Source organism: Erythrobacteraceae bacterium WH01K (assembly GCA_027941995.1).
Lineage (GTDB): Bacteria > Pseudomonadota > Alphaproteobacteria > Sphingomonadales > Sphingomonadaceae > CAJXSN01.
This window is the reverse complement of record CP115966.1, coordinates 299,050-321,925: the sequence shown is the minus strand read 5'-3', so window position 1 is coordinate 321,925 and position 22,876 is coordinate 299,050. Positions and strand designations below refer to the sequence as shown.

General features: G+C 64.2%; 22 protein-coding genes and 1 tRNA gene. 17 read left to right on the top strand and 6 right to left on the bottom strand.

Annotated features, from left to right (window positions below; genetic code table 11):
• Positions 1–21: 21 nt before the first annotated feature.
• Positions 22–360: a GNAT family N-acetyltransferase gene (locus tag PF049_01655; GenBank protein WBY16898.1), complete on the bottom strand. Its 339-nt coding sequence runs from the start codon at positions 358–360 to the stop codon at positions 22–24.
• 53 nt (positions 361–413) lie between these two features.
• On the opposite strand from PF049_01655, the gene PF049_01650 reads away from it, so the two are divergent.
• Together PF049_01650 and PF049_01645 are read left to right on the top strand one after the other, a co-directional pair.
• Complete coding sequence (locus PF049_01650) at positions 414–1,412, top strand: beta-eliminating lyase-related protein (GenBank protein ID WBY16897.1); 999 nt, start codon at positions 414–416, stop codon at positions 1,410–1,412.
• 17 nt (positions 1,413–1,429) lie between these two features.
• Positions 1,430–2,407, top strand: a complete 978-nt coding sequence (locus PF049_01645) for a DMT family transporter (protein ID WBY17952.1) — start codon at positions 1,430–1,432, stop codon at positions 2,405–2,407.
• On the opposite strand, the gene PF049_01640 is transcribed toward PF049_01645, so the two are convergent.
• Complete coding sequence (locus tag PF049_01640) at positions 2,404–3,186, bottom strand: SDR family NAD(P)-dependent oxidoreductase (protein ID WBY16896.1); 783 nt, start codon at positions 3,184–3,186, stop codon at positions 2,404–2,406. The two genes, PF049_01645 and PF049_01640, sit on opposite strands and share 4 nt — an antisense overlap.
• Positions 3,187–3,240: 54 nt before the next feature.
• Between PF049_01640 and pepN the strand changes: the two genes are divergently transcribed.
• From pepN to PF049_01595, 9 genes are all read left to right on the top strand, one after another.
• Positions 3,241–5,886 carry an aminopeptidase N gene (gene pepN / locus PF049_01635; GenBank protein ID WBY16895.1) on the top strand — a complete coding sequence of 882 codons (2,646 nt, stop codon included), beginning with the start codon at positions 3,241–3,243 and terminating at the stop codon, positions 5,884–5,886.
• Positions 5,858–6,634, top strand: a complete 777-nt coding sequence (pgeF, locus tag PF049_01630; GenBank protein ID WBY16894.1) for a peptidoglycan editing factor PgeF — start codon at positions 5,858–5,860, stop codon at positions 6,632–6,634. Before pepN ends, pgeF begins: the two co-directional genes overlap by 29 nt.
• 199 nt (positions 6,635–6,833) lie before the next feature.
• Positions 6,834–7,424 (top strand): ubiquinol-cytochrome c reductase iron-sulfur subunit, encoded by a 591-nt coding sequence (petA, locus tag PF049_01625; protein WBY16893.1) that lies wholly within the window; start codon positions 6,834–6,836, stop codon positions 7,422–7,424.
• A gap of 18 nt (positions 7,425–7,442) precedes the next feature.
• Positions 7,443–8,735 (top strand): cytochrome b/b6, encoded by a 1,293-nt coding sequence (locus PF049_01620; protein WBY16892.1) that lies wholly within the window; start codon positions 7,443–7,445, stop codon positions 8,733–8,735.
• A gap of 23 nt (positions 8,736–8,758) precedes the next feature.
• On the top strand, positions 8,759–9,616 hold the full coding sequence (locus PF049_01615; protein ID WBY16891.1) for a cytochrome c1: 858 nt from the start codon (positions 8,759–8,761) through the stop codon (positions 9,614–9,616).
• Positions 9,617–9,682: 66 nt separating this feature from the next.
• Positions 9,683–10,213: an adenine phosphoribosyltransferase gene (locus PF049_01610; GenBank protein WBY16890.1), complete on the top strand. Its 531-nt coding sequence runs from the start codon at positions 9,683–9,685 to the stop codon at positions 10,211–10,213.
• Between the two features lie 132 nt (positions 10,214–10,345).
• Entirely contained in the window at positions 10,346–12,220 is a 1,875-nt protein-coding gene (locus tag PF049_01605; GenBank protein WBY16889.1) for a sodium:proton antiporter, read from the top strand.
• Positions 12,217–12,885, top strand: coding sequence for an OmpA family protein (locus PF049_01600; GenBank protein ID WBY16888.1), 669 nt, complete (start codon positions 12,217–12,219; stop codon positions 12,883–12,885). Before PF049_01605 ends, PF049_01600 begins: the two co-directional genes overlap by 4 nt.
• A gap of 75 nt (positions 12,886–12,960) precedes the next feature.
• Positions 12,961–13,034, top strand: a tRNA-Gly gene (locus tag PF049_01595).
• Positions 13,035–13,055: 21 nt separating this feature from the next.
• Here the strand turns inward: PF049_01595 and panC are convergent.
• Positions 13,056–13,919, bottom strand: a complete 864-nt coding sequence (gene panC / locus PF049_01590; protein WBY16887.1) for a pantoate--beta-alanine ligase — start codon at positions 13,917–13,919, stop codon at positions 13,056–13,058.
• A 99-nt stretch (positions 13,920–14,018) separates the two neighbouring features.
• Between panC and PF049_01585 the strand changes: the two genes are divergently transcribed.
• The 6 genes from PF049_01585 to PF049_01560 all read left to right on the top strand — a co-directional run bounded on the left by PF049_01585 (position 14,019) and on the right by PF049_01560 (position 20,866).
• On the top strand, positions 14,019–14,840 hold the full coding sequence (locus tag PF049_01585) for a division plane positioning ATPase MipZ (protein WBY16886.1): 822 nt from the start codon (positions 14,019–14,021) through the stop codon (positions 14,838–14,840).
• Positions 14,841–14,851: 11 nt separating this feature from the next.
• Positions 14,852–15,160, top strand: coding sequence for a J domain-containing protein (locus tag PF049_01580; protein WBY16885.1), 309 nt, complete (start codon positions 14,852–14,854; stop codon positions 15,158–15,160).
• Positions 15,157–16,560, top strand: a complete 1,404-nt coding sequence (locus tag PF049_01575) for a phosphomannomutase/phosphoglucomutase (protein WBY16884.1) — start codon at positions 15,157–15,159, stop codon at positions 16,558–16,560. Before PF049_01580 ends, PF049_01575 begins: the two co-directional genes overlap by 4 nt.
• A 16-nt stretch (positions 16,561–16,576) precedes the next feature.
• Positions 16,577–17,398 (top strand): hypothetical protein, encoded by an 822-nt coding sequence (locus PF049_01570; protein ID WBY16883.1) that lies wholly within the window; start codon positions 16,577–16,579, stop codon positions 17,396–17,398.
• A 102-nt stretch (positions 17,399–17,500) separates the two neighbouring features.
• Positions 17,501–18,331 carry a DUF2059 domain-containing protein gene (locus PF049_01565; GenBank protein WBY16882.1) on the top strand — a complete coding sequence of 277 codons (831 nt, stop codon included), beginning with the start codon at positions 17,501–17,503 and terminating at the stop codon, positions 18,329–18,331.
• A gap of 69 nt (positions 18,332–18,400) precedes the next feature.
• Positions 18,401–20,866: a ligase-associated DNA damage response DEXH box helicase gene (locus PF049_01560; protein ID WBY16881.1), complete on the top strand. Its 2,466-nt coding sequence runs from the start codon at positions 18,401–18,403 to the stop codon at positions 20,864–20,866.
• A gap of 94 nt (positions 20,867–20,960) precedes the next feature.
• Here the strand turns inward: PF049_01560 and PF049_01555 are convergent, their stop codons facing one another.
• The 3 genes from PF049_01555 to PF049_01545 form a co-directional block, all read right to left on the bottom strand.
• A complete protein-coding gene (locus tag PF049_01555) occupies positions 20,961–21,401 on the bottom strand; it encodes a biopolymer transporter ExbD (GenBank protein ID WBY16880.1) in 441 nt (146 codons plus the stop codon).
• Positions 21,402–21,432: 31 nt separating this feature from the next.
• On the bottom strand, positions 21,433–21,960 hold the full coding sequence (locus PF049_01550; protein WBY16879.1) for a biopolymer transporter ExbD: 528 nt from the start codon (positions 21,958–21,960) through the stop codon (positions 21,433–21,435).
• A gap of 71 nt (positions 21,961–22,031) precedes the next feature.
• Positions 22,032–22,835 carry a MotA/TolQ/ExbB proton channel family protein gene (locus tag PF049_01545; GenBank protein WBY16878.1) on the bottom strand — a complete coding sequence of 268 codons (804 nt, stop codon included), beginning with the start codon at positions 22,833–22,835 and terminating at the stop codon, positions 22,032–22,034.
• Between the last annotated feature and the right edge of the window lie 41 nt (positions 22,836–22,876).

The following is a 22,876-nucleotide window of genomic DNA, read 5'->3' as shown; positions in this document are numbered from 1 at the left end:
GGCGTGCAGCGCCGCGCTAGCTCAGGCTCTAAGGTCGGACCAGTCCGGGTTCTCGTCGAACTTGCGTGCGACATAGGAACATTGCGGGACGATCTTGAAGCCTTTCTCGCGGGCATCCGACACCAGCTGGTCCACCAGCCGGGCAGCAACGCCGCGGCCGCCGATTTCCGACGGTACTACGGTGTGCGTGGCAATGCGCACATCGTCCTGCCGGATCGCTTCCTTCGGTTCCCATTCGAGGAAGCCACTCTGGTCGCTGTCGGCGAGATGCGCGACATAGCGGCCACCCTGCCCCTGCACCTCGTGCGTGATGGTCAGTTTCAGTTCGTCTTGCGTGGTTTGCATGGTTTGCGTGGTCATCGCGGACGTCTCCTTCTTGCAACCAACACAGGCCGGGCTAAGGGCGTTCCTGCATGACACGTTTTCTTTCCGACAACGCCGCCAGCGTGCATCCCGCCGTGTGGGACGCCCTGAAATCTGCCGACAGCGTGCAGTCGCCCTATGACGGTGACGACCTGTCGCAGCGGCTGGACGATGCATTCGGGGCGCTGTTCGGACGCGAAGTCGCCGTCCTGTGGGTGGCGACCGGCACGGCGGCCAACTGCCTCGCCCTGTCGGCCATGGTCCCCCCGCACGGAGCGGTCGTGTGTCACCGGGAAGCGCATATCGAGATGGACGAGGGCGGGGCGCCCGGCTTCTTCCTCCATGGTGCAAAGCTGTTGCTGGCGGACGGGGAGGGCGCGCGCATAACGCCGGATGCCGTTCGCACCGTCATCGACCCCATTCGGGACGATGTGCACCAGGTCCAGCCGCATGCGATTTCCGTCACGCAGGCGAGCGAATACGGGCGATGCTATCGCCCGGCCGAACTCGCGGCCATCGGTGCCCTGGCGAAGGAGCGCGGGCTGGGTTTCCATGTCGACGGGGCACGCTTCGCCAATGCCGTCGCGCATCTCGGCTGCGCGCCGATCAAGGCGGTCGGTCCGGCACAGGCGCTCAGCTTCGGCTGCGTGAAGAATGGCGGCATGAATGCAGAGGCGATCGTGTTCTTCGATTCCGCGCTGGCCGACGTCGTGCGATATCGCCGCAAGCGGTCGGGCCATTTGCAATCGAAGGGCCGCTTCCTTGCCGCGCAATTGCTGGCCATGGTCGAAGGCGATGTGTGGCTGGACAATGCCCGCCGCGCGAACGCTGCCGCTTCCGCCATCGTCGCCGGAGCCGCTGACCGCCTGCTCCACGCGGTAGAGGCGAACGAGGTGTTCATGCGCCTGTCTGCGGCCGAACGGGAAGCCCTGAGGAAGCAGGGATACCACTTCTACGATTGGGGCACGGATGCCGCCCGCTTCGTTGCCAGCTGGGACAGCGATCCGGCTACGGCAGAGGCGCTGGGCAATGCGATCGCTGCGCTGTGAGCCCCGACCAGTCCGACATGCTGAGCTGGCGGGTCATCGTCCCGTTCCTGCTGACCGGCACGATCTGGGGGTCCACCTGGTTTGTCATCACCGGCCAGATCGACGGGGTTCCGGCTGCGTGGTCGGTTTTCTACCGGTTCGCGCTGGCGACCCCGGCCCTGTTCACCGTGGCGGCATTGATGAAGCGGCGGCTTCGCCTGACCGGACCGGAACAGCGGCTGGCGATGATCGTCGGCCTGTTCCAGTTCAGCGGCAATTTCCTGTTCGTCTATCACGCGGAGCTTTACGTCACCTCCGGCATCGTGGCGATGATGTTCGGCCTGCTGATGGTGCCCAATGCCCTGTTTGCACGGGTCTTCCTGGGCGAGAAGGCGCGCTGTTCCTTCTGGGCGGGTAGCGCCATCGCCATCGTCGGGGTTTCGCTGCTGCTGGTGCACGAATGGCGCGCCAATCCCGACGCGGGCGTCATAGGCGGCAACGTGTCGCTCGGCATTGTGCTGGCGGCGCTGGGCATCCTTGCCGCCTCGCTCGCCAATGTCGTGCAGGCCAACCCGGTCGGTCGCGGCGTGCCGATGGTCAGCCTGCTGGCATGGGCAATGCTCTACGGCACGCTTTTCGACCTCGGGTTCGCCGTGCTCACCGCCGGGTCGCCGCCCGTTCCGACATCTGCCGGATATTGGGGCGGCATCGTCTACCTCGCGCTGATCGGGTCGGTCGTGACCTTCCCGCTGCATTACAATCTGGTCCGCGAAATCGGGGCGGGGCGCACGGCCTACAATTCGATCCTGACGATTTCCGTCGCGATGGCGATTTCGACCCTGTTCGAGGATTATCGCTGGACCGCCCTGACGCTGGGCGGGATGGGGCTGGCGGTGCTCGGCATGATCCTGGCGCTGCGCGCACGGCGCCAGAAATCGGTGCAGGTCCAGCAGAGCGCGCAAATGCGCGCCGCACCCGAAGAGGCCGGCGAACGGCAGGCCGCTCCCGAAACCTAGAGCAGGCTGCGCAGACCCTCGCGGTAGGTCGGATATTTCGGTCGCCAGCCCAGCACCCGCTTCGCCTTGCCATTGGCGACGCGGCGGTTCTCCGAATAGAAGCCGCGCGCCATCTCGCTGAGCCCGGCCGCATCGACCGTCTGGAGAGGCGGCGGAGAAACGGCAAGCAGCCGGCACGCTTCCTCGGTCACCGCATTCCCGCCGGCCGGCAAATCGTCCCCGAGATTGTATGCGCCCGGCGGGGCATCGCTTTCGACTGCCGCGACGACGCCCGACGCGATATCCTCGACATGCACGCGGCTGAAGACCTGCCCGGGAAGATCGATCCGCCGTGCCTTGCCGCTTTGCACCCGGTCCAGCGCACTGCGCCCGGGACCGTAGATTCCCGGCAGGCGGAACACCCGTGCACCGAGCTCGATCCAGAGCGCGTCTGCATAGTTCCTCGCATCGCGTCGTCCGATTCCGGTGGGCGAGTTTTCGTCGACCCATGCCCCCTGCTGGTCGCCATAGACCCCGGTCGAGGACAGGTATCCAACCCACGCGGTCGGAAATTCGCGCCCGTAAGTATCGAGCACCGGGTCGAGCCCGCTTTCCCTGTCGGGCGGAACCGAGGACAACACATGGCTCGACTGCGCCAGTGCCTCCAGCACGGCCTGCCGGTCGCCGAACGCAATCTCTGCGTCGCTGCCCGTGGCGACGACGTGCCAGCCGCGCTGTTCGAGCGCAGCCCTGATGCGCTTCGCCGAATAGCCGAGGCCGAAAATGAACATTTGCTTCATCGGGCGGTTCTACCCATCACGCAGACCTCTCGAACAGAAAGTACCCTATACCCCATGGACATCGCCCGCACCCCTTCGACAGCAGACGGAAATCCGCAACTGGCCGATGCCCCGCCCGAACCGAAGGAGCCGGCCATCATCCGGCGCGAGGATTACGCGCCGTTCGCGTGGCTGGTTCCGGAAGTGCACCTGGATTTCGATCTCGGACTGGAGACGACGAAAGTCACCGCGACCCTGAAGGTCCAGCGCAATCCCGCCGCCGATCCTTCGCCGACGATCCGGCTGAACGGTGACGGGCTGGAACTGGAATCGCTGTCCTGCGACGGCGGCGAATGTTCCAGCTGGTCGATGGATGGCGGCGACCTGCTGGTGTCGCTGGAAGGCGATTCGCACGAACTGACGATCACTACGGTCCTCAACCCGTCGGCCAACACCGCGCTGATGGGGCTGTTCGCATCGAACGGTATGCTGTGCACGCAGTGCGAGGCGGAAGGGTTCCGCCGCATCACCTTCTTCCCGGACCGGCCCGATGTCCTCTCCAGCTATACGGTGCGGATGGAGGGATCGCAGGAAGCGTTCCCGGTCCTGCTCGCCAATGGCAACGAGGTCGAATCCGGAGAGGTGGGCGAGGATCGCCATTACGCCGTCTGGAGGGATCCCTGGCTCAAGCCGTCCTATCTCTTCGCGCTGGTCGCGGGCGACCTGGTTGCGCGAAAGGACCGTTTCACCACCATGGGCGGGCGCGACGTGGAACTCGCCGTATGGGTCCGCGAGGGCGACGAGGGGCGCACCCACCACGCAATGGAATCGCTCAAGACATCCATGAAGTGGGACGAGGAAACCTTCGGCCGGGAATACGATCTCGACATCTACAACATCGTCGCGGTGAGCGATTTCAACATGGGCGCGATGGAGAACAAGGGGCTGAACGTCTTCAACACGAAATACGTGCTGGCCGACCGCGACACCGCGACGGACGGCGATTTCGACGCGGTCGAAGGCGTTATCGCGCACGAATATTTCCATAACTGGTCCGGCAACCGCGTGACCTGCCGCGACTGGTTCCAGCTCAGCCTGAAGGAAGGTTTCACCGTGCTGCGCGACCAGTTGTTCAGCCAGGACATGCAGGGCGAGGCAGTCAAGCGGATCGAGGATGTCCGCGTCCTGCGCGGTGTGCAGTTCCCGGAAGACAGCGGCCCGCTGGCCCATCCGATCCGGCCCGATTCCTACCGCGAGATCAGCAATTTCTACACCGCGACCGTCTATAACAAGGGGGCCGAGGTCATTCGGATGATGCGGGTCATGGCGGGCGAGAAGGCGTTCCGCGAGGCCTGCGATCTTTATTTCGAACGGCATGACGGGGAAGCCGCGACCTGCGAGGATTTCATCACCGCGATGGAAGACGGCACCGGGCTGGACCTGACGCAGTTTCGCCTGTGGTACAGCCAGGCCGGTACGCCGAAGGTCGACGTGGTAATGACCCATGACGGGGATACGGCCGTGCTGAGGCTGCGGCAGGACGTGCCTGCAACACCGGGCCAGCCGGCCAAGATGCCCATGCCGATCCCGCTGAAGATCGCCCTGCTCGACCGCGAGACGGGACGGCACGATGGCGAGCGGCTGGTCGTGCTCGACACCGCAGAGAAGACGCTGCAGTTCGAAGGGTTTGCGAAGCCTCCGGTCCTGTCGGTCAATCGCGGCTTCACCGCGCCGGTCGCGATCGAGCGCGTCGTCGACCAGGGCGACCTCGTTTTCCTCGCCCGCCACGACGATGACAGCTTCGCCCGCTACGAAGCGATGCAGGAACTGGTCGTCGGCGAATTGCTGGCGGCTGTCGACGGGGATAGAGACCGGGCTGCGGGCCGGGAGGCCGTGGCGAAGGCGCTGGGCACGATCCTGACCGACGAAACGCTGGACGATTCGATGCGCGGGGAATTGATGCTGCTTCCCAGCCAGACCTATCTCGCCGAACAGATGCTGGTGGCCCGGCCCGGCGCCATCCACCGCGAGCGCGAGGCACTGAAGGCCTATCTGGGCGATGCGCTGGGGGACGAACTCCATGCCCTCTACGATCGGGTGGAGGCGGTCCCCTATGCCATGACGCCTGCGGGCCGCGGCGCGCGCAAGGTGAAGACGCAGGTGCTGGTCTATGCAGCGGCGAGCGATCCCGCGAAAGCTGCGGAGTTGGCCGCGGCCCAATACAGTTCCGCGGACAACATGACCGACCGGCAAGGCGCGCTGATGGTGCTCGCCGGACTGGAGGGGATCGAGCGCACCGATGCGCTGATGGACTTCTACAACCGCTACAAGGGCAACGAACTGGTCATCGACAAGTGGTTCGCGATGCAGGCAAGCTCGCTCCATCCGTCGGTCATCGCGCATGTGAAAGCGCTGGCCGACCATCCCGATTTCACCATGAAGAACCCCAACCGTGTGCGGTCCCTGTTCATGGCCTTTTCCGGGAACCCGCATGGCTTCCATGCCGAGAGCGGTGAGGGTTACACCATGATCGCGGACACGATCCTCGAACTCGATTCCATCAATCCGCAGACGGCCGCGCGCTTCGTTTCGCCGCTCGGTCGTTGGCGCAGGATGGAGCCGGGCCGGGCGGCCCTGATGCGGCAGCAGCTGGAGCGTATTGCCGGCGCCGATGCCCTGTCGCGCGATACCTATGAACAGGTTAGCCGCAGCCTTGGCTGAGGTGCGGCCGATCCGGGCGCGCGTGCTGGAGGGCGTGCCTCATGGATTCCTGACACGCGAGGGCGGCGTTTCCACCGGAACCGTATCGGGCCTGCAATTCGGCGTCGGTGCGAGGGATGACCCCGGGGCGGTTGCCGAGAACAGGCGGCGCGGGGTCGAGGCGGTCCTGCCCGGTGCCATGCTCGCCATGCCGTACCAGGTGCATTCGCCCGATGCCGTTATCATCGACCGCGCGGTGGAAGGTGACGAACGCCCGCAAGCGGACGCCCTCGTCACCGCAACCCCCGGCCTGCTTGTGGGCGTGGTAACGGCCGATTGCGCGCCTGTCCTGCTGGCCGACCGGCGGGCAGGCGTGGTCGCTGCCGTCCATGCCGGATGGCGCGGCGCGGTGGGCGGCATCATCGATTCGGCCATTGCGAAAATGCTGGAGCTCGGTGCTCGCACCGGAGACATCTTCGCCGCCATCGGTCCCGCGATCGCGCAGGCGAATTACGAGGTCGGCCCGGAAATGCGCGGCGCCTTCGCGCCGGAGGACGAGGCATTTTTTGCGCAAGGGCGGGGCGACCGCCTGCACTTCGACCTGGAGGGTTACGTAGCGTCGCGGCTGCGACAGGCCGGCGTGACCCGGGTGGAGGCGCTCGGCCTCGATACCTATGGCGATGCCACACGGTTCTATTCCTTTCGCCGTTCCACCCATGCGAACGAAGCCGACTACGGGCGACAGGCCGCATTGATCGGCCTGCCCTGACTGGTCCAGGATAGCCACCAAGAGAGCGGAAAAGGCCATTGGCATTGCCGCAACTAGCAGCTAGTAGCCCGCCCAAACATGCGTGCGGCGACTGCCGCGGGCATCGGGGCACCGTGACCGGACACATGCTGGACCATGGCGGCTCTTTTTCGAAGAACCGGACGACCCGGACGGTCGTTCGCAGGCAAGGTAGGACTTGATGGCTGACACTTCGGGCACGGCGACTGCGACACCCGCAATCGAGCCTGCAGACCATGACGGAACCCACGACGGTGTGCGTCGCCGCGATTTCATCAACATCGCCGCGCTCGGCACGGCCGGTGTGGGCGGCCTCGCGGTAGTTTATCCGCTGATCAGTCAGATGGCGCCGAGCGCCGACGTGCTTGCCGAAAGCAGCACCGATGTCGACGTTTCCGCAATCCAGCCCGGACAGGCGATCAAGGCGGTTTTCCGCAAGCAGCCGCTGTTCGTTCGCCGCCTGACTCCTGCCGAAATGCAGGAGGCGAATGCAGTGGACACAGGCTCGCTCCGCGACGCGGAAAGCCTGGCCGACCGCACGAAGCCGGGTCACGAGGATATCCTGGTCACGATGGGTGTGTGTACCCATCTCGGCTGCGTCCCGCTGGGCGCTGCCGAGGGCGAGAACAAAGGCGAGTTCGGCGGCTATTTCTGCCCCTGCCACGGTTCGCAGTTCGATACCGCCGGCCGCATCCGCAAGGGGCCCGCGCCGACCAACCTCGAAGTGCCGGACTACGAATTTACCAGCGACACGACCATTCGCGTAGGCTGACCTGAGAAAGAATAGATCATGAGCTTTCCCTGGGCCAAACAATACACCCCCGCCAACGATCTGACGAAGTGGATCGACGAGAAGCTGCCGCTGCCGCGCCTCGTCTACAACGCGGTGGGTGCGGGCTATCCCGTTCCGCGCAACCTTTCCTACATGTGGAATTTCGGCGTGCTGGCGGGTTTCTGCCTCGTGCTGCAGATCGTCACCGGCGTCATCCTGGCGATGCATTATGCGCCGAACGCGCTGGTCGCCTTCGCCTCGACCGAGCACATCATGCGCGACGTCAACTGGGGCTGGATGCTGCGTTACGCCCACGCCAACGGGGCAAGCTTCTTCTTCCTGGTGCTGTACCTGCACATTTTCCGCGGCCTGTATTACTCCTCCTACAAGGCCCCGCGCGAGATGATCTGGCTGCTGGGTGTGGTGATCTTTCTGCTCGTGATGGCGACCGCCTTCATGGGGTACGTGCTGCCGTGGGGCCAGATGAGCTTCTGGGGCGCGAAGGTGATTACCGGCCTGTTCGGCGCGATCCCGCTGGTCGGCGAGCCGATCCAGGTGTGGTTGCTGGGCGGTTATGCGCCTGACAATGCCGCGCTGAACCGCTTCTTCTCGCTGCACTTCCTGCTGCCCTTCGTGACGGCAGGCGTGATTATCCTCCACATCTGGGCGCTGCACATCCCGGGTTCGTCGAACCCGACCGGCGTCGAGGTGAAGAGCGAGAGCGACACCGTGCCGTTCCACCCGTATTACACGGCCAAGGACGGCTTCGGGCTTGGCGTCTTCCTCATCATCTATTTCGCGATGGTGTTCTTCCTGCCGAACTATCTCGGTCACGCGGACAACTATATCGAGGCGAACCCGCTGGCGACGCCCGCCAATATCGTGCCGGAATGGTATTTCTGGCCGTTCTACGCGATCCTGCGTGCCTTCACCTTCGATTTCATCCTGCCGGCGAAGCTGTGGGGCGTGATCGGAATGTTCGCATCGATCCTGCTGTGGTTCATCCTGCCGTGGCTCGACCGTTCGCCCGTGCGTAGCGGCCATTATCGCCCGCTGTTCCGCAAGTTCTTCTGGTTCGGCCTGATCCCCTGCATCCTGGTGCTGGGCTATTGCGGCGGCGCCCATCTCTCGACCTTCACGATTCTGGCCAGCCAGATCGCGACGGCATACTACTTCCTGCACTTCCTGGTGATCCTGCCGCTCATCTCGTCCTTCGAGAAGCCCGAGCCGCTGCCCTACTCGATCACCGAAGCCGTGCTGGGGTCCGACAAGAAAGCCGTGCTGGGCGAAAACACCTCGCCCGCCGTCTGAAGCGAATAGGAAAGAGTTTTAACATGGTTCGCCTTCTCGCTATCGGCGCCGGCCTTCTCTTCACCTTCGTGGTGATGTTGTCCTTCGTTGCGGACGCGTATAACGCGGCCACGACAGAGGCGGAGGAATCGCCGGAATACGCCTTCCATCTCGAAGCCCGCGCACCCGAGGGAGGCTGGTCGTTCACAGGGCCGATCGGCACGTGGGACATCGGCCAGCTCCAGCGCGGCTACAAGGTCTACAAGGAAGTCTGTTCGGCCTGTCACGGGCTGAAATACGTCGCGTTCCGCAACCTTGCCGATCTTGGCTACACCGAGAACCAGGTCCGCGCCGAAGCGGCCACCTGGCAGGTTCCGGGTATCGACCCCGCGACCGGTGAAGCCGTGATGCGTGCGGCCGAGCCGACCGATTACTTCCCGTCGCCCTATCCCAACGACGTTGCCGCAGCTGCGGCGAACAACAATGCCATCCCGCCGGACCTTTCGCTGATCACGAAGGCCCGCCATCACGGCACGGACTACGTCTATTCGCTGCTGTCGGGCTATCAGCCGATCCCGGCAGAACTGACGGAAGAATTTCCCGATTTCCGGACGCCTGAGGGTCTCTATTTCAACCCCTACTTCGCGTATCTGAACATCGCGATGGCGCCGCCGCTCACCTCGACCGGCCAGGTGACGTTCGACGACGGGACCGAGGCGACCATCCCGCAGATGTCGGAAGACGTCACCGCGTTCCTGACCTGGGCGGCCGAGCCGACCCTGGTGAAGCGCAAGCAGACCGGCTGGCCGGTGCTCATCTTCCTGGTCTTCGCAACCGTCCTCGCCTGGATGGCGAAGCGCCAGATCTGGTCGGCGGTAAAGCCTGCCAAGCGCAAGGACTGATGGAACGGCGCCGCGTGTCGATCTCGTATCCCGCGGCGCCTTCCCGGACCTGCAGCGGTCCTGCCCATGACGCCTGACGAAATTCGCGCGTCGATCCGGACCGTTCCCGACTTTCCGAAGCCGGGAATCCAGTTCCGCGACATTTCCACCCTGCTTGCCGACGGAAACGCGCTGCGTGCCGCCGTGGACCATCTGGCAGAGCGCACGCAAGGCGCCGATGCCATCGCAGGGATGGAAGCGCGCGGCTTCATCTTCGGCGCTGCAGTGGCGATGCGCCTCGGCATCGGGTTCATACCGGTCCGAAAGCCGGGCAAGCTGCCTGTGCAGACCATCGGCATCGACTACGCGCTCGAATACGGCGCCGACCGTCTGGAGGTCGATCCCTCCGTCGTGTTCGAGGGGAGCCGCATCGCACTCGTCGACGATCTGATCGCCACCGGCGGCACGGCCTGCGCAGCAGCCGATCTCCTGTCACAGGCAGGGGCCGTGGTGACGAATGCCGCTTTCGTCATCGACCTGCCGGACCTCGGCGGTGCTGCGCGATTGCGTGCCAAGAGTCTCGAAGTATCCGCGCTGGTTTCGTTCGCCGACGAGTAGAAGACGAAGCGCATACAGGACGGGGCGCATTCACCCGGCCAACCCTTTGGGAAAGCTGGGATAGAATTTCGGCCCGGGGCGTTGTAGTCCCGTCTTGCGCCGCCCACCGGCTGCGCACCGCAGGAGGGCGGAATGGAATCGCAAGCGCTCGTTATCGCGACCGTCGGTGTGCTCGGCATCGGGGCGCAGTGGATCGCGTGGCGCACAGGCTGGCCCGCAATCGTCCTCATGCTGCTGGCCGGTTTCCTCGCCGGCCCGGTATTCGGCCTGTTCGATCCCGAAGAAACCTTTGGCGACCTGCTGGAGCCCATGATCGGACTGGGCGTGGCCCTGATCCTGTTCGAGGGCGGCCTCAGCCTCGATCTGAGGGAACTGCGCCATTCGGGCGACGGCGTCTGGCGACTGGTCGTGTTCGGCGTGCCTTTTGGCTGGCTGTTCGGGGCTCTTGCTGCCTATTACGTGGCCGGGCTGGTCTGGCCGGTCGCCATCCTGTTTGCCGGCATCCTGGTGGTGACCGGCCCCACGGTGGTCATCCCACTGCTCCGGCAATCCAGCGTGAAGACGCGGCCCGCCTCCATCCTGAAATGGGAAGCGATCGTGAACGATCCGTTCGGGGCGCTGGCAGCTGTCATCGCCTACGAATATTTCCGCATTTCCGCCGAGACGCCCGGCGCTTCGGTCTTCAATGTCGTTCCGCCGCTGATCCTGGCCGCCATCCTGGCCGGCCTGCTGGGCTTTGCAGCGGCTGCTGCCATCGCTTGGGCTTTCCCTCGCGGCGCCGTGCCCGAATACCTGAAAGTGCCGGTGCTCTTCACGACGGTGATCGGCGTCTTCGTCATCTCGAACAAGATCGAGCACGAGGCCGGGCTGGTCGCCGTGACCGTGATGGGCATCGCGCTTGCGAACATGAACGTCTCCAGCCTGCGGAGCATCCATCCGTTCAAGGAAAACATCGCGGTCATCCTCGTATCGGGCATCTTCATCCTGCTCTCCGCCGGCCTGGACTTCGATGAATTACGGGACTTCGAATGGCGCTTCGGGCTGTTCCTCCTCGCCCTGTTGTTCCTCGTGCGTCCGGCAACGGTCCTGATCAGCCTGCTGGGTAGTTCGGTCCCGTGGAACGAGCGCCTGTTCCTGGCATGGATCGCGCCGCGCGGCATCGTTCTCGTCGCCATTTGCGGCCTGTTTGCCCTCCGCCTCAACGAACTGGGTTACGGCGACGGTTCCATCCTTGTCGGGCTGAGCTTCGCGGTCGTCGTATCCACCATCATCGCGCATGGCTTCACCGTCGATATCGTCGCGAAGCTGCTGAAGGTGAAGGGCGACACGCGCCCGGGTCTGCTGATTGCCGGCAGCACATCGTGGACCATCGCGCTGGCCAAGCAGATGCTGGACCTGAAGACGCCGGTGATGATCGTCGATTCCAGCTGGCAGAGGCTGGCTCCGGCGCGCCGGGCGGGCGTACCCTATTACCACGGCGAAATTCTGAACGAGGCGACGGAGCACAATCTCGATCTCGGACCCTACCAGGTGCTGGTGGCGGCGACCGACAACGAGGCTTACAACGCCCTCGTCTGCAACGAATTCGCGCACGAGATCGGGCGCGACAGCGTCTACCAGCTCGGCGATTCGGATGACGAGGACCACCGGGCCCTGCCGGAATCCCTTCGCGGCCGGTCGCTGTTCGAAAGCGGCTTCGGCGTTGCCGATGTGCAGGAACGCCAGCAGCAGGGCTGGGTCTTCCGCCGCACGAAGTTGTCGGACCAGTTCGATTTCGAGGACGCGCAGGAAAAACTGCCCGAATCGACCCACATGCTGATGCTGTTGCGGGAGAGCGGCCGGATGCGCTTCTTCACCCATGCAGCCCGGCCCGAACCGCGCGCCGGCGATGTCATCGTATCGTTCAGCCCTCCGCAGTCCCGCACTCCGGAAGAGAATGCAGCGCGGCGCGAGCGCAAGGAACCAAAATCCACCGGAAAGGGCGGGCCCGACCCGCAGCCAGCATGAGACGACCCAGTATGAACGCCGCCCGCCCGGCACTCCGTCCCGCACTGACCGCCATCGCCTGCCTGGCCCTGGCTGCTTGCGGCGAGCGAGAGCCGGCGCCCGAACCGGAGGTCGAGGAGACGGTCGCAGAGCCTGACGCCGAAGCCACCGACCCGACGGACCGGGCATCGATCATCCGGCCCGATATCGAGATCGCTCGCACCGTGGATGTCGAACCGCTCGAAATGACGCTGGGTTTTGGCACCAGCGGAACACAGCTTTCCGCGGAGGCTGTTACAGCCCTCGCAGAGCTGATCGAGAGCCCGCAGGTGACCGAGTTCGATGGGACGATCACCTTGCGCGGCCACAGCGACGCGGGCGGCAACGATCCTGTCAATATGCGCCTCTCGCGCGAGCGTGCGGAGGCCGCTGCGCAGTGGCTGATCGAAAACGGCATCGACGAGGGGCGGATCGAAATCATCGCCTTCGGCGAACAGAACCCGGTCGCCCCCAATGCGTTGCCCGACGGGACCCCGGATGAGGAGGGACGCGCCACGAATCGCCGGGTCGAGATTACGGTAGCCGTGCCCGAAGGCGCGAACATTCCGGCTCCCGCCGAACCGACGCCTGAGCCGGCCGAGGAAAGCGCCGTCGACAGCGTGACACGTCAATTGTCCGGCGATTGAACCGGGCGGACCGAATTTGCGAGAAATGGTTGACCAGCGGCCCCTGCCGGTGGCATCGGCGTCACCTCTGGATGCGCGGGTATAGCTTAGTGGTAAAGCCCTAGCCTTCCAAGCTAGTTATGCGGGTTCGATTCCCGCTACCCGCTCCAGACCTTTCCTCCATCCTCGACCTAACCGGCGGCCTTCACCGCCATGTTATCGATCAGCCTCGTTCCACCGATTCGTGCCGCGACCAGCAGGCGCGCCGGTCTGTCGCCCGTCCTTTCCAGCCGTTGCAGGCTGTTCGCATCGGCCAGAGCGGCATAGTCGACACTGTCGAACCCGGATTCGCGCAGCACCCGTTCCAGCGTGGCGAGAGAGGTGGCCGCATCGCCGCCGGCCTCCATCTCGGCAATGGCGAGCTTCATGGCGTTGGGCAGGGCGGCGGCCATGGCCCGCAATTGCGGTGACAGGTACCGGTTGCGGCTCGACATGGCGAGCCCGTCCGGCTCGCGCACGGTCGGAATACCGACAATGTCCTCCGCCAGCGGCCGGGAGAGGTCGAGATCGCGCGCCATGTGCCTGATGACGGCCAGCTGCTGCCAGTCCTTCTCGCCGAACAGCGCCATGTCCGGCAGGACCTGGTTGAACAGCTTGCACACGACGGTGGCGACACCGTCGAAATGACCGGGCCGGTCCGCACCGCAGAAATCGCTGCTGACGCCTTCGACGCTGATCGAGCTGGCAAAGCCGCGCGGATACATGGCCTCGACTGTCGGGGCCCACAGCAGGTCGACGCCTTCCGCTTCCAGCATGGCGCTGTCTTCCGCCAGCTGGCGTGGATAGGCGTCGAGATCCTCTCCCTCGCCGAACTGGGTCGGGTTCACGAAGATAGAGACCGCCACGTGATCGGCACGCCGCTTCGCTTCGCGGACAAGGGTGAGGTGACCGTCATGCAATGCCCCCATGGTCGGGACCAGGGCGATCGTTCCGCCCCCACCGCGCAGGGCGCTCACGGCATTTCTCAACATTTCCAGCGTAGTGACGGTTTGCACGGATTCCAGCCCTCCGGTAAAACTAGCGGCTTCTGATAGCGAGGGTGTGCCATCGCCGCCACTTTTCGCATCGCCTTTCACAAGGATGATCCCGACGTCATGAAAGCCCAGTCCGCCAGGAAGCCCCATCGCATCGTTTTCGCGAACGAGAAGGGCGGCACGGGCAAATCGACCACCGCAGTCCATATCGCGGTGGCGCTGGCCTATGGCGGAGCGAGGGTCGCGGCGATCGATCTCGATCCGCGGCAACGGACGACGGATCGTTATCTCGAAAACCGCGCGGAGACGGCGAAACGGCGCGGCATCACCCTGCCCACGGCGAAATCGGCGGTGCTGGACAGCAGCGACCCGGCCGAGCTGGAAGCTCTGGTCGAAAGCCATGCGGGCGATGCCGATTTCGTCCTGTTCGATACGCCCGGCCGCGACGATCCGCTGGCTCGCCATGCCGCGACGCAGGCCGATACGCTGGTCACGCCGCTCAACGACAGCTTCGTCGATTTCGACCTGATCGGGCAGGTCGATGCGGAAACCTTCAAGGTCCGCCGCCTCAGCTTCTATGCCGAACTGATCTGGGAAGCGCGGCTGAAGCGGAGCAAGGCCACGATCGAGGAACAGCGCCGCGAAATGGACTGGGTCGTCGTGCGCAACCGCACCGGCCATACCGAAGCACGCAACATGGCCCGCATCGAGAAGGCGCTGGCTGAACTCAGCAAACGGGTCGGTTTCCGCGTGACCGCCGGCTTGTCGGAACGCGTCATCTACCGCGAACTCTTCCCCAGCGGGCTGACCCTGCTGGACAAGGGGCATCTGGGCGATCTCGGCACCAGCCACCTCGTCGCGCGGCAGGAGCTCAGGCAATTGCTCAAGGGCCTGAACCTGCCCGTCATTCCCAATGTAGCGCTGCAGCTCGAACCGGCGTAGGGTGACCGTCTATGGTGCGGTTCCTTGTCATTGCAGCGCTTCTGTCGCTCGCCTGCCGGATCGTCTTCGGCCGGTGGCCGTGGAAGTATCTGACATCGCGCAGCACACGCTCGCAGGCGCTCTTCAACGCGCGCAAGACGCTGGGCGTGCGCGCCGATGCCAACAGAAACGACATAATTGCCGCGCATAAGAGGCTGGTCGCCATGGTCCATCCCGACCGCGGCGGAACCAGCGCGCAGGTGCACGAGGCCAATGCCGCGCGCGATCTTTTGCTGAACGAACTCCCCGATGAAACGCCCAGAGGAACACCCCCGCGATGAGCCATGATTTCGTCTCCACCATTCTGCGCGAATACGACATTCGCGGCATTATCGGCGAAACGCTGGAGGCCGACGATGCCCGGGCGATCGGGCGTAGTTTCGGCACGATGCTGGCCCGCGCCGGCGGCAAGACCGTGGCGGTCGGCTATGATGGCCGGGTCAGCAGCCCGATCCTGGAAAGCGCGCTGGTCGAAGGGCTGACGGCAAGCGGCTGCAATGTCGTGACCATCGGACTGGGGCCGACCCCCATGCTCTATTACGCCGAGGCGTCAGGCGAAGAGATAGACGGCGGCATTCAGATAACCGGCAGCCACAATCCCGCCAATTACAACGGCTTCAAGATGGTATTTCAGGGGCGGCCGTTTTTCGGGCAGGACATCCAGGATCTCGGGCGGATGGCCGCTTCCGGGGACTGGGCGGACGGGACAGGCAATGTCGTGCACCGCCCCGTTCTCGACGATTACATAGACCGGATGCTCGCCGCACTGGACGGGGTCGATAGGGATCGTCTCGCCGACCTGCGCATCGGCTGGGACGCCGGGAACGGCGCTGCCGGACCCGCGCTCGAGAAGCTCGTCTCGAAGCTTCCGGGTGAACATCATCTCCTCTTCACGGAGGTCGACGGCAATTTTCCCAATCATCATCCCGATCCCACTGTCGAGGCCAATCTGGCCGACCTGCGCACCCTCGTCGCGGACAAGAACCTCGACTTCGGTGTGGCTTTCGACGGCGATGGCGACCGGATCGGCGCGATCGACGGCGAAGGCCGGGTCATCTGGGGGGACCAGCTGTTGATGATCTATGCAGAGGACCTCCTCGCAAAAACGCCTAACGCCACGATTATCGCCGATGTGAAGGCGAGCCGTGCCCTGTTCGATCACGTGGCCGAGCATGGCGGACAGCCGGTCATGTGGAAGACCGGGCACAGCCTGATTAAATCCAAAATGAAGGAAACGGGCGCACCGCTGGCCGGCGAGATGAGCGGCCATGTGTTTTTCGCCGACACCTATTACGGCTATGACGACGCGCTTTATGCCGGCATCCGCCTGATGACCGCCTCGGCAAATCTCGGCCGCTCGATCACCGAGCTGCGCGGCGCGATGAAGCCGATGGTGAACACGCCCGAGATGCGCTTCCAGGTGGACGAGGCACGCAAGTTCGCCGCGATCGAGGAAGTGAAGGCGCGGCTGGCGGACAGCCCTGCCAATGTCGACGGGACGGACGGCGTGCGCGTGACGACGGATGACGGCTGGTGGCTGCTGCGCGCCTCCAACACGCAGGATGTCCTTGTCGCACGCGCCGAGAGCGAGGCCGAAGGGGGGCTGGAGCGGCTGATGGCCCAGATCGACGAACAACTTGCGCTGAGCGGCCTCGAACGCGGGGAAAGCGTGGGGCACTGACCCTGGACGCGGCAATATGGCTGACAGTTCATGGGAAGTTCTAGGCATTCGGCCAACGAACGACGCTCTTGCGATCTATGATGCCAATCGCCGCCAACTCGGCAAGCTGAAGCTGGACAGCCCGGCGGAGCGGTATTCACAGCTGATGAATGCACGGACCGATGCGCTGAAGCAGGTCCGGGGGAATCAGAATTGGGAGGGCGGGCGACCGGAAGCAGCGGTCGCCTCCAGATCTGAGCAATGGAGTCAGCCGCAGGAGGCACACCCGGTCTCGCCGCGCGTCGTTCTTGTTGGCAGCGAGGAACAAAGGTCTGCGTCGGAAGGTTCCGGCCGTGCGTCGGAGGAATACCCGCCAGCGTTTTCCACTTATCCTTTTCTACACAAGCTGGATCGCTTTCGCCCTTATGCCGGGGCCTTTGGCCTCCTCTTGCTTGGCATCTTCATAGTCATGGAATTGGGCGACCATCTGCCTGCCGGAAACAACGAAGCTGGCGCCTATTACGACCAGATGGAGCCGCTTCCCGATGGCCCGGCCAGAGATCGCGCCCATGCGGCTGCGGCCCAGCTGTTCGGCCCCGACGTAACATGGCGACGGGTGGAGGAAGCCAATCCATGGATGGCAGCCGGGCTGGTTCGCCGCGTCGCGCTTGATGAAGAAGACGATTTCGCAACCAGTGTGACAGAGGCCCGCTCGAGCCTGCGTCTGGCTATGCTTTTTTCGCGCCTCGATTTGCCTCGCTCCGATGTCGTCGCGGTCAATCGGCTCTATCTCGGGTGGCTGAAGACCGCTCTGGAACAGGGTGACGGTGCGCCGATCGACTTGCTGCGCGGGATTTAGAGGCTCCGAGATTCCGCTGTCGCTCCTAAAAGATCTGTGGGAAGCAGATCGGATAGAACTGTTGCGCAAAGCGAGCGAGAGAGAGTGGTTATGAAGTTTGCTATGTCAATCGCTGCACCGCTGGGCGCGCTGGCCCTTTGCATGGCGGCACCGGCGACGGCGCAGGACGAAGCGATGTCGGGTGGGAAAATGTCGGACGCCGAACTGGCCGAGTTCGCGCAGATGATGGGCGGCGCGTTCCAGGCCGAACCGTTGACGGCAGAGCAGGAAGCCTTGCTCCCGCTGGCGAACGATGTGGTCGCGAAACTGGTGCCGGAAGGGTTCTACGAACAATTGATGGTCGACGTCCTCGACACGACGATGCGCCCGATGTTGTCCATGTTCTCCGGACCGGATTTCGTCGTCATGGGCAGTGTTTATCTGGACGAGGGGTTGCCCGAACTGACGGACGAGCAGATGGCCGAGCTCGCAGCCACGCTGGACCCGGCCTATTCGCGCCGCGCCGACGTAATGATCGAAGCCATGACCGGCGGCATGGGGGAAATGTTCGCCGCGATTGAGGGTCCGATGCGCGACGGCATGGCACGCTATTACGCGACCCGCTTCACCGGCCCGCAGCTGGGCGAAATCAAGGCTTTCTTCGAAACGCCGACCGGGGCGCTCTACGCCCGCGAATCCATGGCCATGGCAGCCGATCCGCAATTCATGTCGTCGATCATGGGATCGGTGCCCGGCATGATGGGCCAGATGGGCGAGTTCGAAGCGAGGATGGAAGCCGCCATGGCCGATATTCCCGAACCGCGCGGATTCGACGACCTGAGCGCGCAGGAGCGCACGCGCGCGGCCAGCCTGCTGGGTATCTCGGTTCCCGAACTGCAAGCCGCGATGGAAGCAGCCGACGCCGAGGACACCGCTGACAGTATGGAAGACTGACAGGGCACGTCCGGAGACCCGGACCTCGAACGTCGGACCCGAGTGGCCGGGTCGCTCGTTATCCCGTCGATGACCGTTCCTCCCGAAATCACCGCCTGGTTTGCCGGGCAGGACTGGCGCGTGCGCCGGCATCAGTCGGAAATGCTGGGGGCCAGCGATGCGGGTCGCCACGCCCTGCTGGTCGCAGATACCGGCGCGGGTAAGACGCTGGCAGGATTCCTGCCCACCCTTGCCGCCTTCACCCCCTCTCGCCTCGGCGATGCGCCGCAGCCCGAGGGGCTGCATACGCTCTACGTCTCGCCGCTGAAGGCGCTGGCGCACGATGTGCAGCGCAATCTCGTCCGCCCGGTCGAGGAAATGGGCCTGCCCATCAAGGTCGAGACACGCAGCGGCGATACCCCGTCCGATCGCAAGCGGCGGCAGCGGGACAAGCCCCCGCATGTCCTGCTGACGACACCGGAATCGCTGTCCCTCCTGCTCAGCTATCCGGAGGCGGAGACGCTTTTTGCCGGGCTGAAGCGCATCGTGATCGACGAGGTGCACGCCTTTGCCACCGGCAAGCGCGGTGATCTGCTCGCGCTTGCTTTGACGCGGTTGCAGGCCATTGCACCCGACATGCAGCGCGCGGCACTGTCGGCCACGGTCGCCAATCCGGAAAGATACCGTGAATGGCTGGCCCCGTGGGGCGACATCGACAGCGTCGCGCTGGTAGCGGGGGAGGACGGCGCGCCGGCCGACGTCGAGATCTTGCTGCCGGACGAGGAGCGTGTGCCATGGGGCGGCCACGCGGCGACCTGGGCGATTCCGCAGCTCTATGACCTCATCCGTGGCAATCGCACGACGCTGGTCTTCACCAATACGCGGTTCCTGTCCGAATATATCTTCCAGCACCTGTGGGATGTGAACGAGGACAAGCTGCCGATCGGCATCCATCACGGGTCGCTGAGCAAGGAAGCGCGGCGCAAGGTCGAAGGCGCCATGGCGCGCGGCGAACTGAGGGCGCTGGTGGCGACCGCCAGTCTTGATCTGGGCGTGGACTGGGGCGATATCGATTGCGTGGTGCAGATGGGCGCTCCCAAGGGCTCCAGCAGGCTGCTGCAGAGGATCGGCCGGGCCAATCACCGGCTCGATCTGCGAAGCCGGGCGATACTGGTTCCGGGCAACAGGTTCGAATTCCTGGAGGCAACCGCGGCGAAGGAAGCGGTCGACGCCGGGCAGCGCGACGGCGAGGATTTTCGCCCGGGTGGACTCGACGTTCTTGCCCAGCACGTGATGGGAACCGCCTGCGCCGGGCCGTTCGAGGAAGCTGCCTTGCTGGCGGAGGTACGGTCCAGCCTCGCCTATGCATGGATCGACGAAGAAATCTGGGACCGTGTGCTGACCTTCGTTGCGACCGGCGGATATGCGCTCAAGGCCTATGACAAGTTCCGGCGCATCGTGCGGGAGAAGGGCGCGGGCGGAGAGAGTGCGGTCTGGCGGCTGACCCATCCCGAGCAGGCGGCGCGCCACCGGCTGAATGCCGGGATCATCATGGACGGCGAGATGCTGGACGTGCGTTTCCGCAACGGCCGCTCGCTGGGCCGGGTCGAGGAACGCTTCGCCGCCCAGCTATCGCCGGGCGACACCTTCGCCTTTGCAGGGACGTCGCTGGAGGTCGAACAGCTGCGCGACATGGAAGTGGTGGTGCGGGCCTCTGCCAAGGCGGCGATGATCCCGTCCTATGGCGGGGCGCGCATGCCGCTGACCACGCATCTGGCCGACAGGGTGCGAGCCATGCTGGTCGATCGGGCCGGGTGGGCACGCTTTCCCGACGATGTCCGGGAATGGCTGGAAGTGCAGGACTGGCGGAGCGAAATGCCGGGGCCGGACAACCTGCTGGTCGAAAGCTTCCCCCATGCGAAGCGGCATTACACGGTCTATTATACCTTTACCGGGTGGAACGCGAACCAGTCGCTCGGGATGTTGATTACCAAGCGGATGGAGGATCGTGGGCTGATGCCCGGCGGGTTCGTGGCGAACGATTACTCGCTGGCCGTCTGGGGCCTGAAACCGGTGGCCGATCCGGCGCCGCTCCTTTCCCCGGACATCCTTGCGCATGAATTCGTGGACTGGGTGCAGGACAGCCATCTGCTGCGCCGTTCCTTCCGCGAGGTGGCGGTGATCGGCGGACTGGTGGAGCGACAGCATCCGGGCAGGCGCAAGAGCGGCAAGCAGGTCACCTTCAGCACCGACCTGATCTACGATGTGCTGCGAAAATACGAACCCGAGCACGTCCTCCTGGAAGCGGCATGGGCCGATGCGCGGGAAAGGATGACGGATGTGGGGCGGCTTGGCGACCTGCTCGGCACCGCGGCGGAGCGGCTGGTCCATGTCGAACTCGACCGGGTAAGCCCGCTTGCCGTGCCCGTCATGGTGATGATCGGGCGCGAGGCGACACCGCAGGGGGCGGTGGACGACGAGCTGCTGCTGGAGGCGGAGAGCCTGGCGGGACAGGCCATGCGGGTCGATGGTTCCGAAGAGCTTGGCGAGGCTTAGCGGGCGCAGCGGGGGCCGGTATCCAGATGCATGGGGCAAGAAAAAAGGGGCGGATCGCTCCGCCCCTTCTTGAAAGTCTGTTGCAGCTACGCGGTTACTCGGCCTTGCCGAATGTCCGGTATTGTTCGTTGCCGACGAAGCCGAAGCGGGTGACGCCCGAAGCCTTGATCACATTGAGAACGCGAGCCGACAGATCGTAGCTGGCGGTCGATTCCGGTTCGAACTGCAATTCGGGCTCGGGATCGATGTTCTTCGTGAACTGGAGGTTCCGGACCAGTTCGTTCTGGCTGATCGCGGTTCCGTTCCAGAGAATTTCGCCAGCCTGCGACAGAACGATCTTGTTCTTGTCCGGCTCGATCATGTTCTCTGGCGGAGGATTGGGATCGGGCTGCGGGAGGTCGATATTTACCGCATGGGTAGCGACGGGGATGGTGATGATGAACATGATAAGCAGAACGAGCAGAACGTCGATCAGCGGGGTCATGTTCATATCAAGCATCGGCGAACCGTCGTCTTTGCCGCCTGACATTGCCATGGTGTGTGCTCCTTAAATCTCTTCTACCCGATCAGCCGTTGGGGTCGACCGGGTTGGAGATGAATCCGACGGTCGGGTAACCGGCTGCCTGGACGTTGTAGATGGTCCCGGCAACGCAGCGCCACGGCGCATCCTTGTCTCCGCGAATGTGAACCTGCGGGATCGCATCGGGATCGTCGAGGATGGCTTCCGGGCCACCTGCACGCTGGACGATTGCGTCGAGACGGCGGAACGCCTCGTCATACAGTTCTTCCGAGGTCACGGGGGTGATATTGTTGAAATAGACGCGGCATTCGCCCTGGCGCGACGCGCCAAGATAGCCGGATTCACCGGCGCTGAGGCCGTTTTCGTCGGACGTGCTGACGGTAAGAAGAAGGTTTTCCACCTTATCTTCCGACTCGACCGATTCCATGATGGGGACTTCCAGCTGGTCGATCGTCTGGATAGCGACCGGAACCGCAATCAGGAAGATGATCAGCAGAACCAGCATCACATCCACGAGCGGCGTGGTGTTGATGTCGGACATCGGCGTTTCGCCGCCTGCCATCGAAATTGCCATGGTTACATCCTATCCGTTGGCCAGTTTTCGAGGGTGGAAGCAGGGCCGCCGGGACGGCCCCGCATTCGCACTTACTTCTTGACCGTGGTGGTGGTCGTCGTCGTGGCGGGCTTTGCAGCCGGTGCCTTGGCAGCGGTGGCGGCCGTCTTCGTCGAGGTCGAGGTCATCACTGCCGGCTTGATAGCGCCGTTCGAGTTGATGTTCGCCAGCAGGTCGGTCGAGAAGCTGGAGAGCTTTTCGGCGATCCGGCGATTACGGCTCTGCAGCCAGTTGTAGGCAAGCACGGCCGGGACGGCCACGAGCAGACCGATGGCGGTCATGATCAGGGCTTCACCGACCGGGCCTGCGACCTTGTCGATCGAAGCCGAACCGGCGAGACCGATATTGATCAGGGCGCGGTAGATACCGATCACGGTACCGAGCAGGCCGATGAACGGTGCGGTAGCGCCGACCGATGCCAGGAACGGCAGACCGCCGGCCAGCTTGGCATTGATGCTGTCTTCCGAACGCTGCAGCGAACCGTGCATCCAGTCGTGGGCTTCGAGCTTGTCGGTCATCTTGCCGTGACGTTCCTCGGCGACGAGGGCGTCGTCGACGAGCTGACGCCATGCGCTGTTCTTCTCGAGCTTGGTAGCGCCGTCCTTCAGCGAGTTGGTGCGCCAGAACTGCGAGCGGACCTGCTCGTACTGGCTGTTGATCTTGCGCTGTTCGAACAGCTTGGTGAACAGGATGTAGAACGAGCCCACGGACATGATCACGAGAACGCCGAAGATCGCCCATGCGATCACGCCGCCCTGTTCCATGGCTTCCATGAAGCCGAACTGGTTCTGCGGTGCGGCTTCCCCGGCCGCTGCGGTAAGAAGTTCGAAGGTCATTTGTCTGGTCCTCTCGAAAGGAGATTTAATCGGATAAAAGT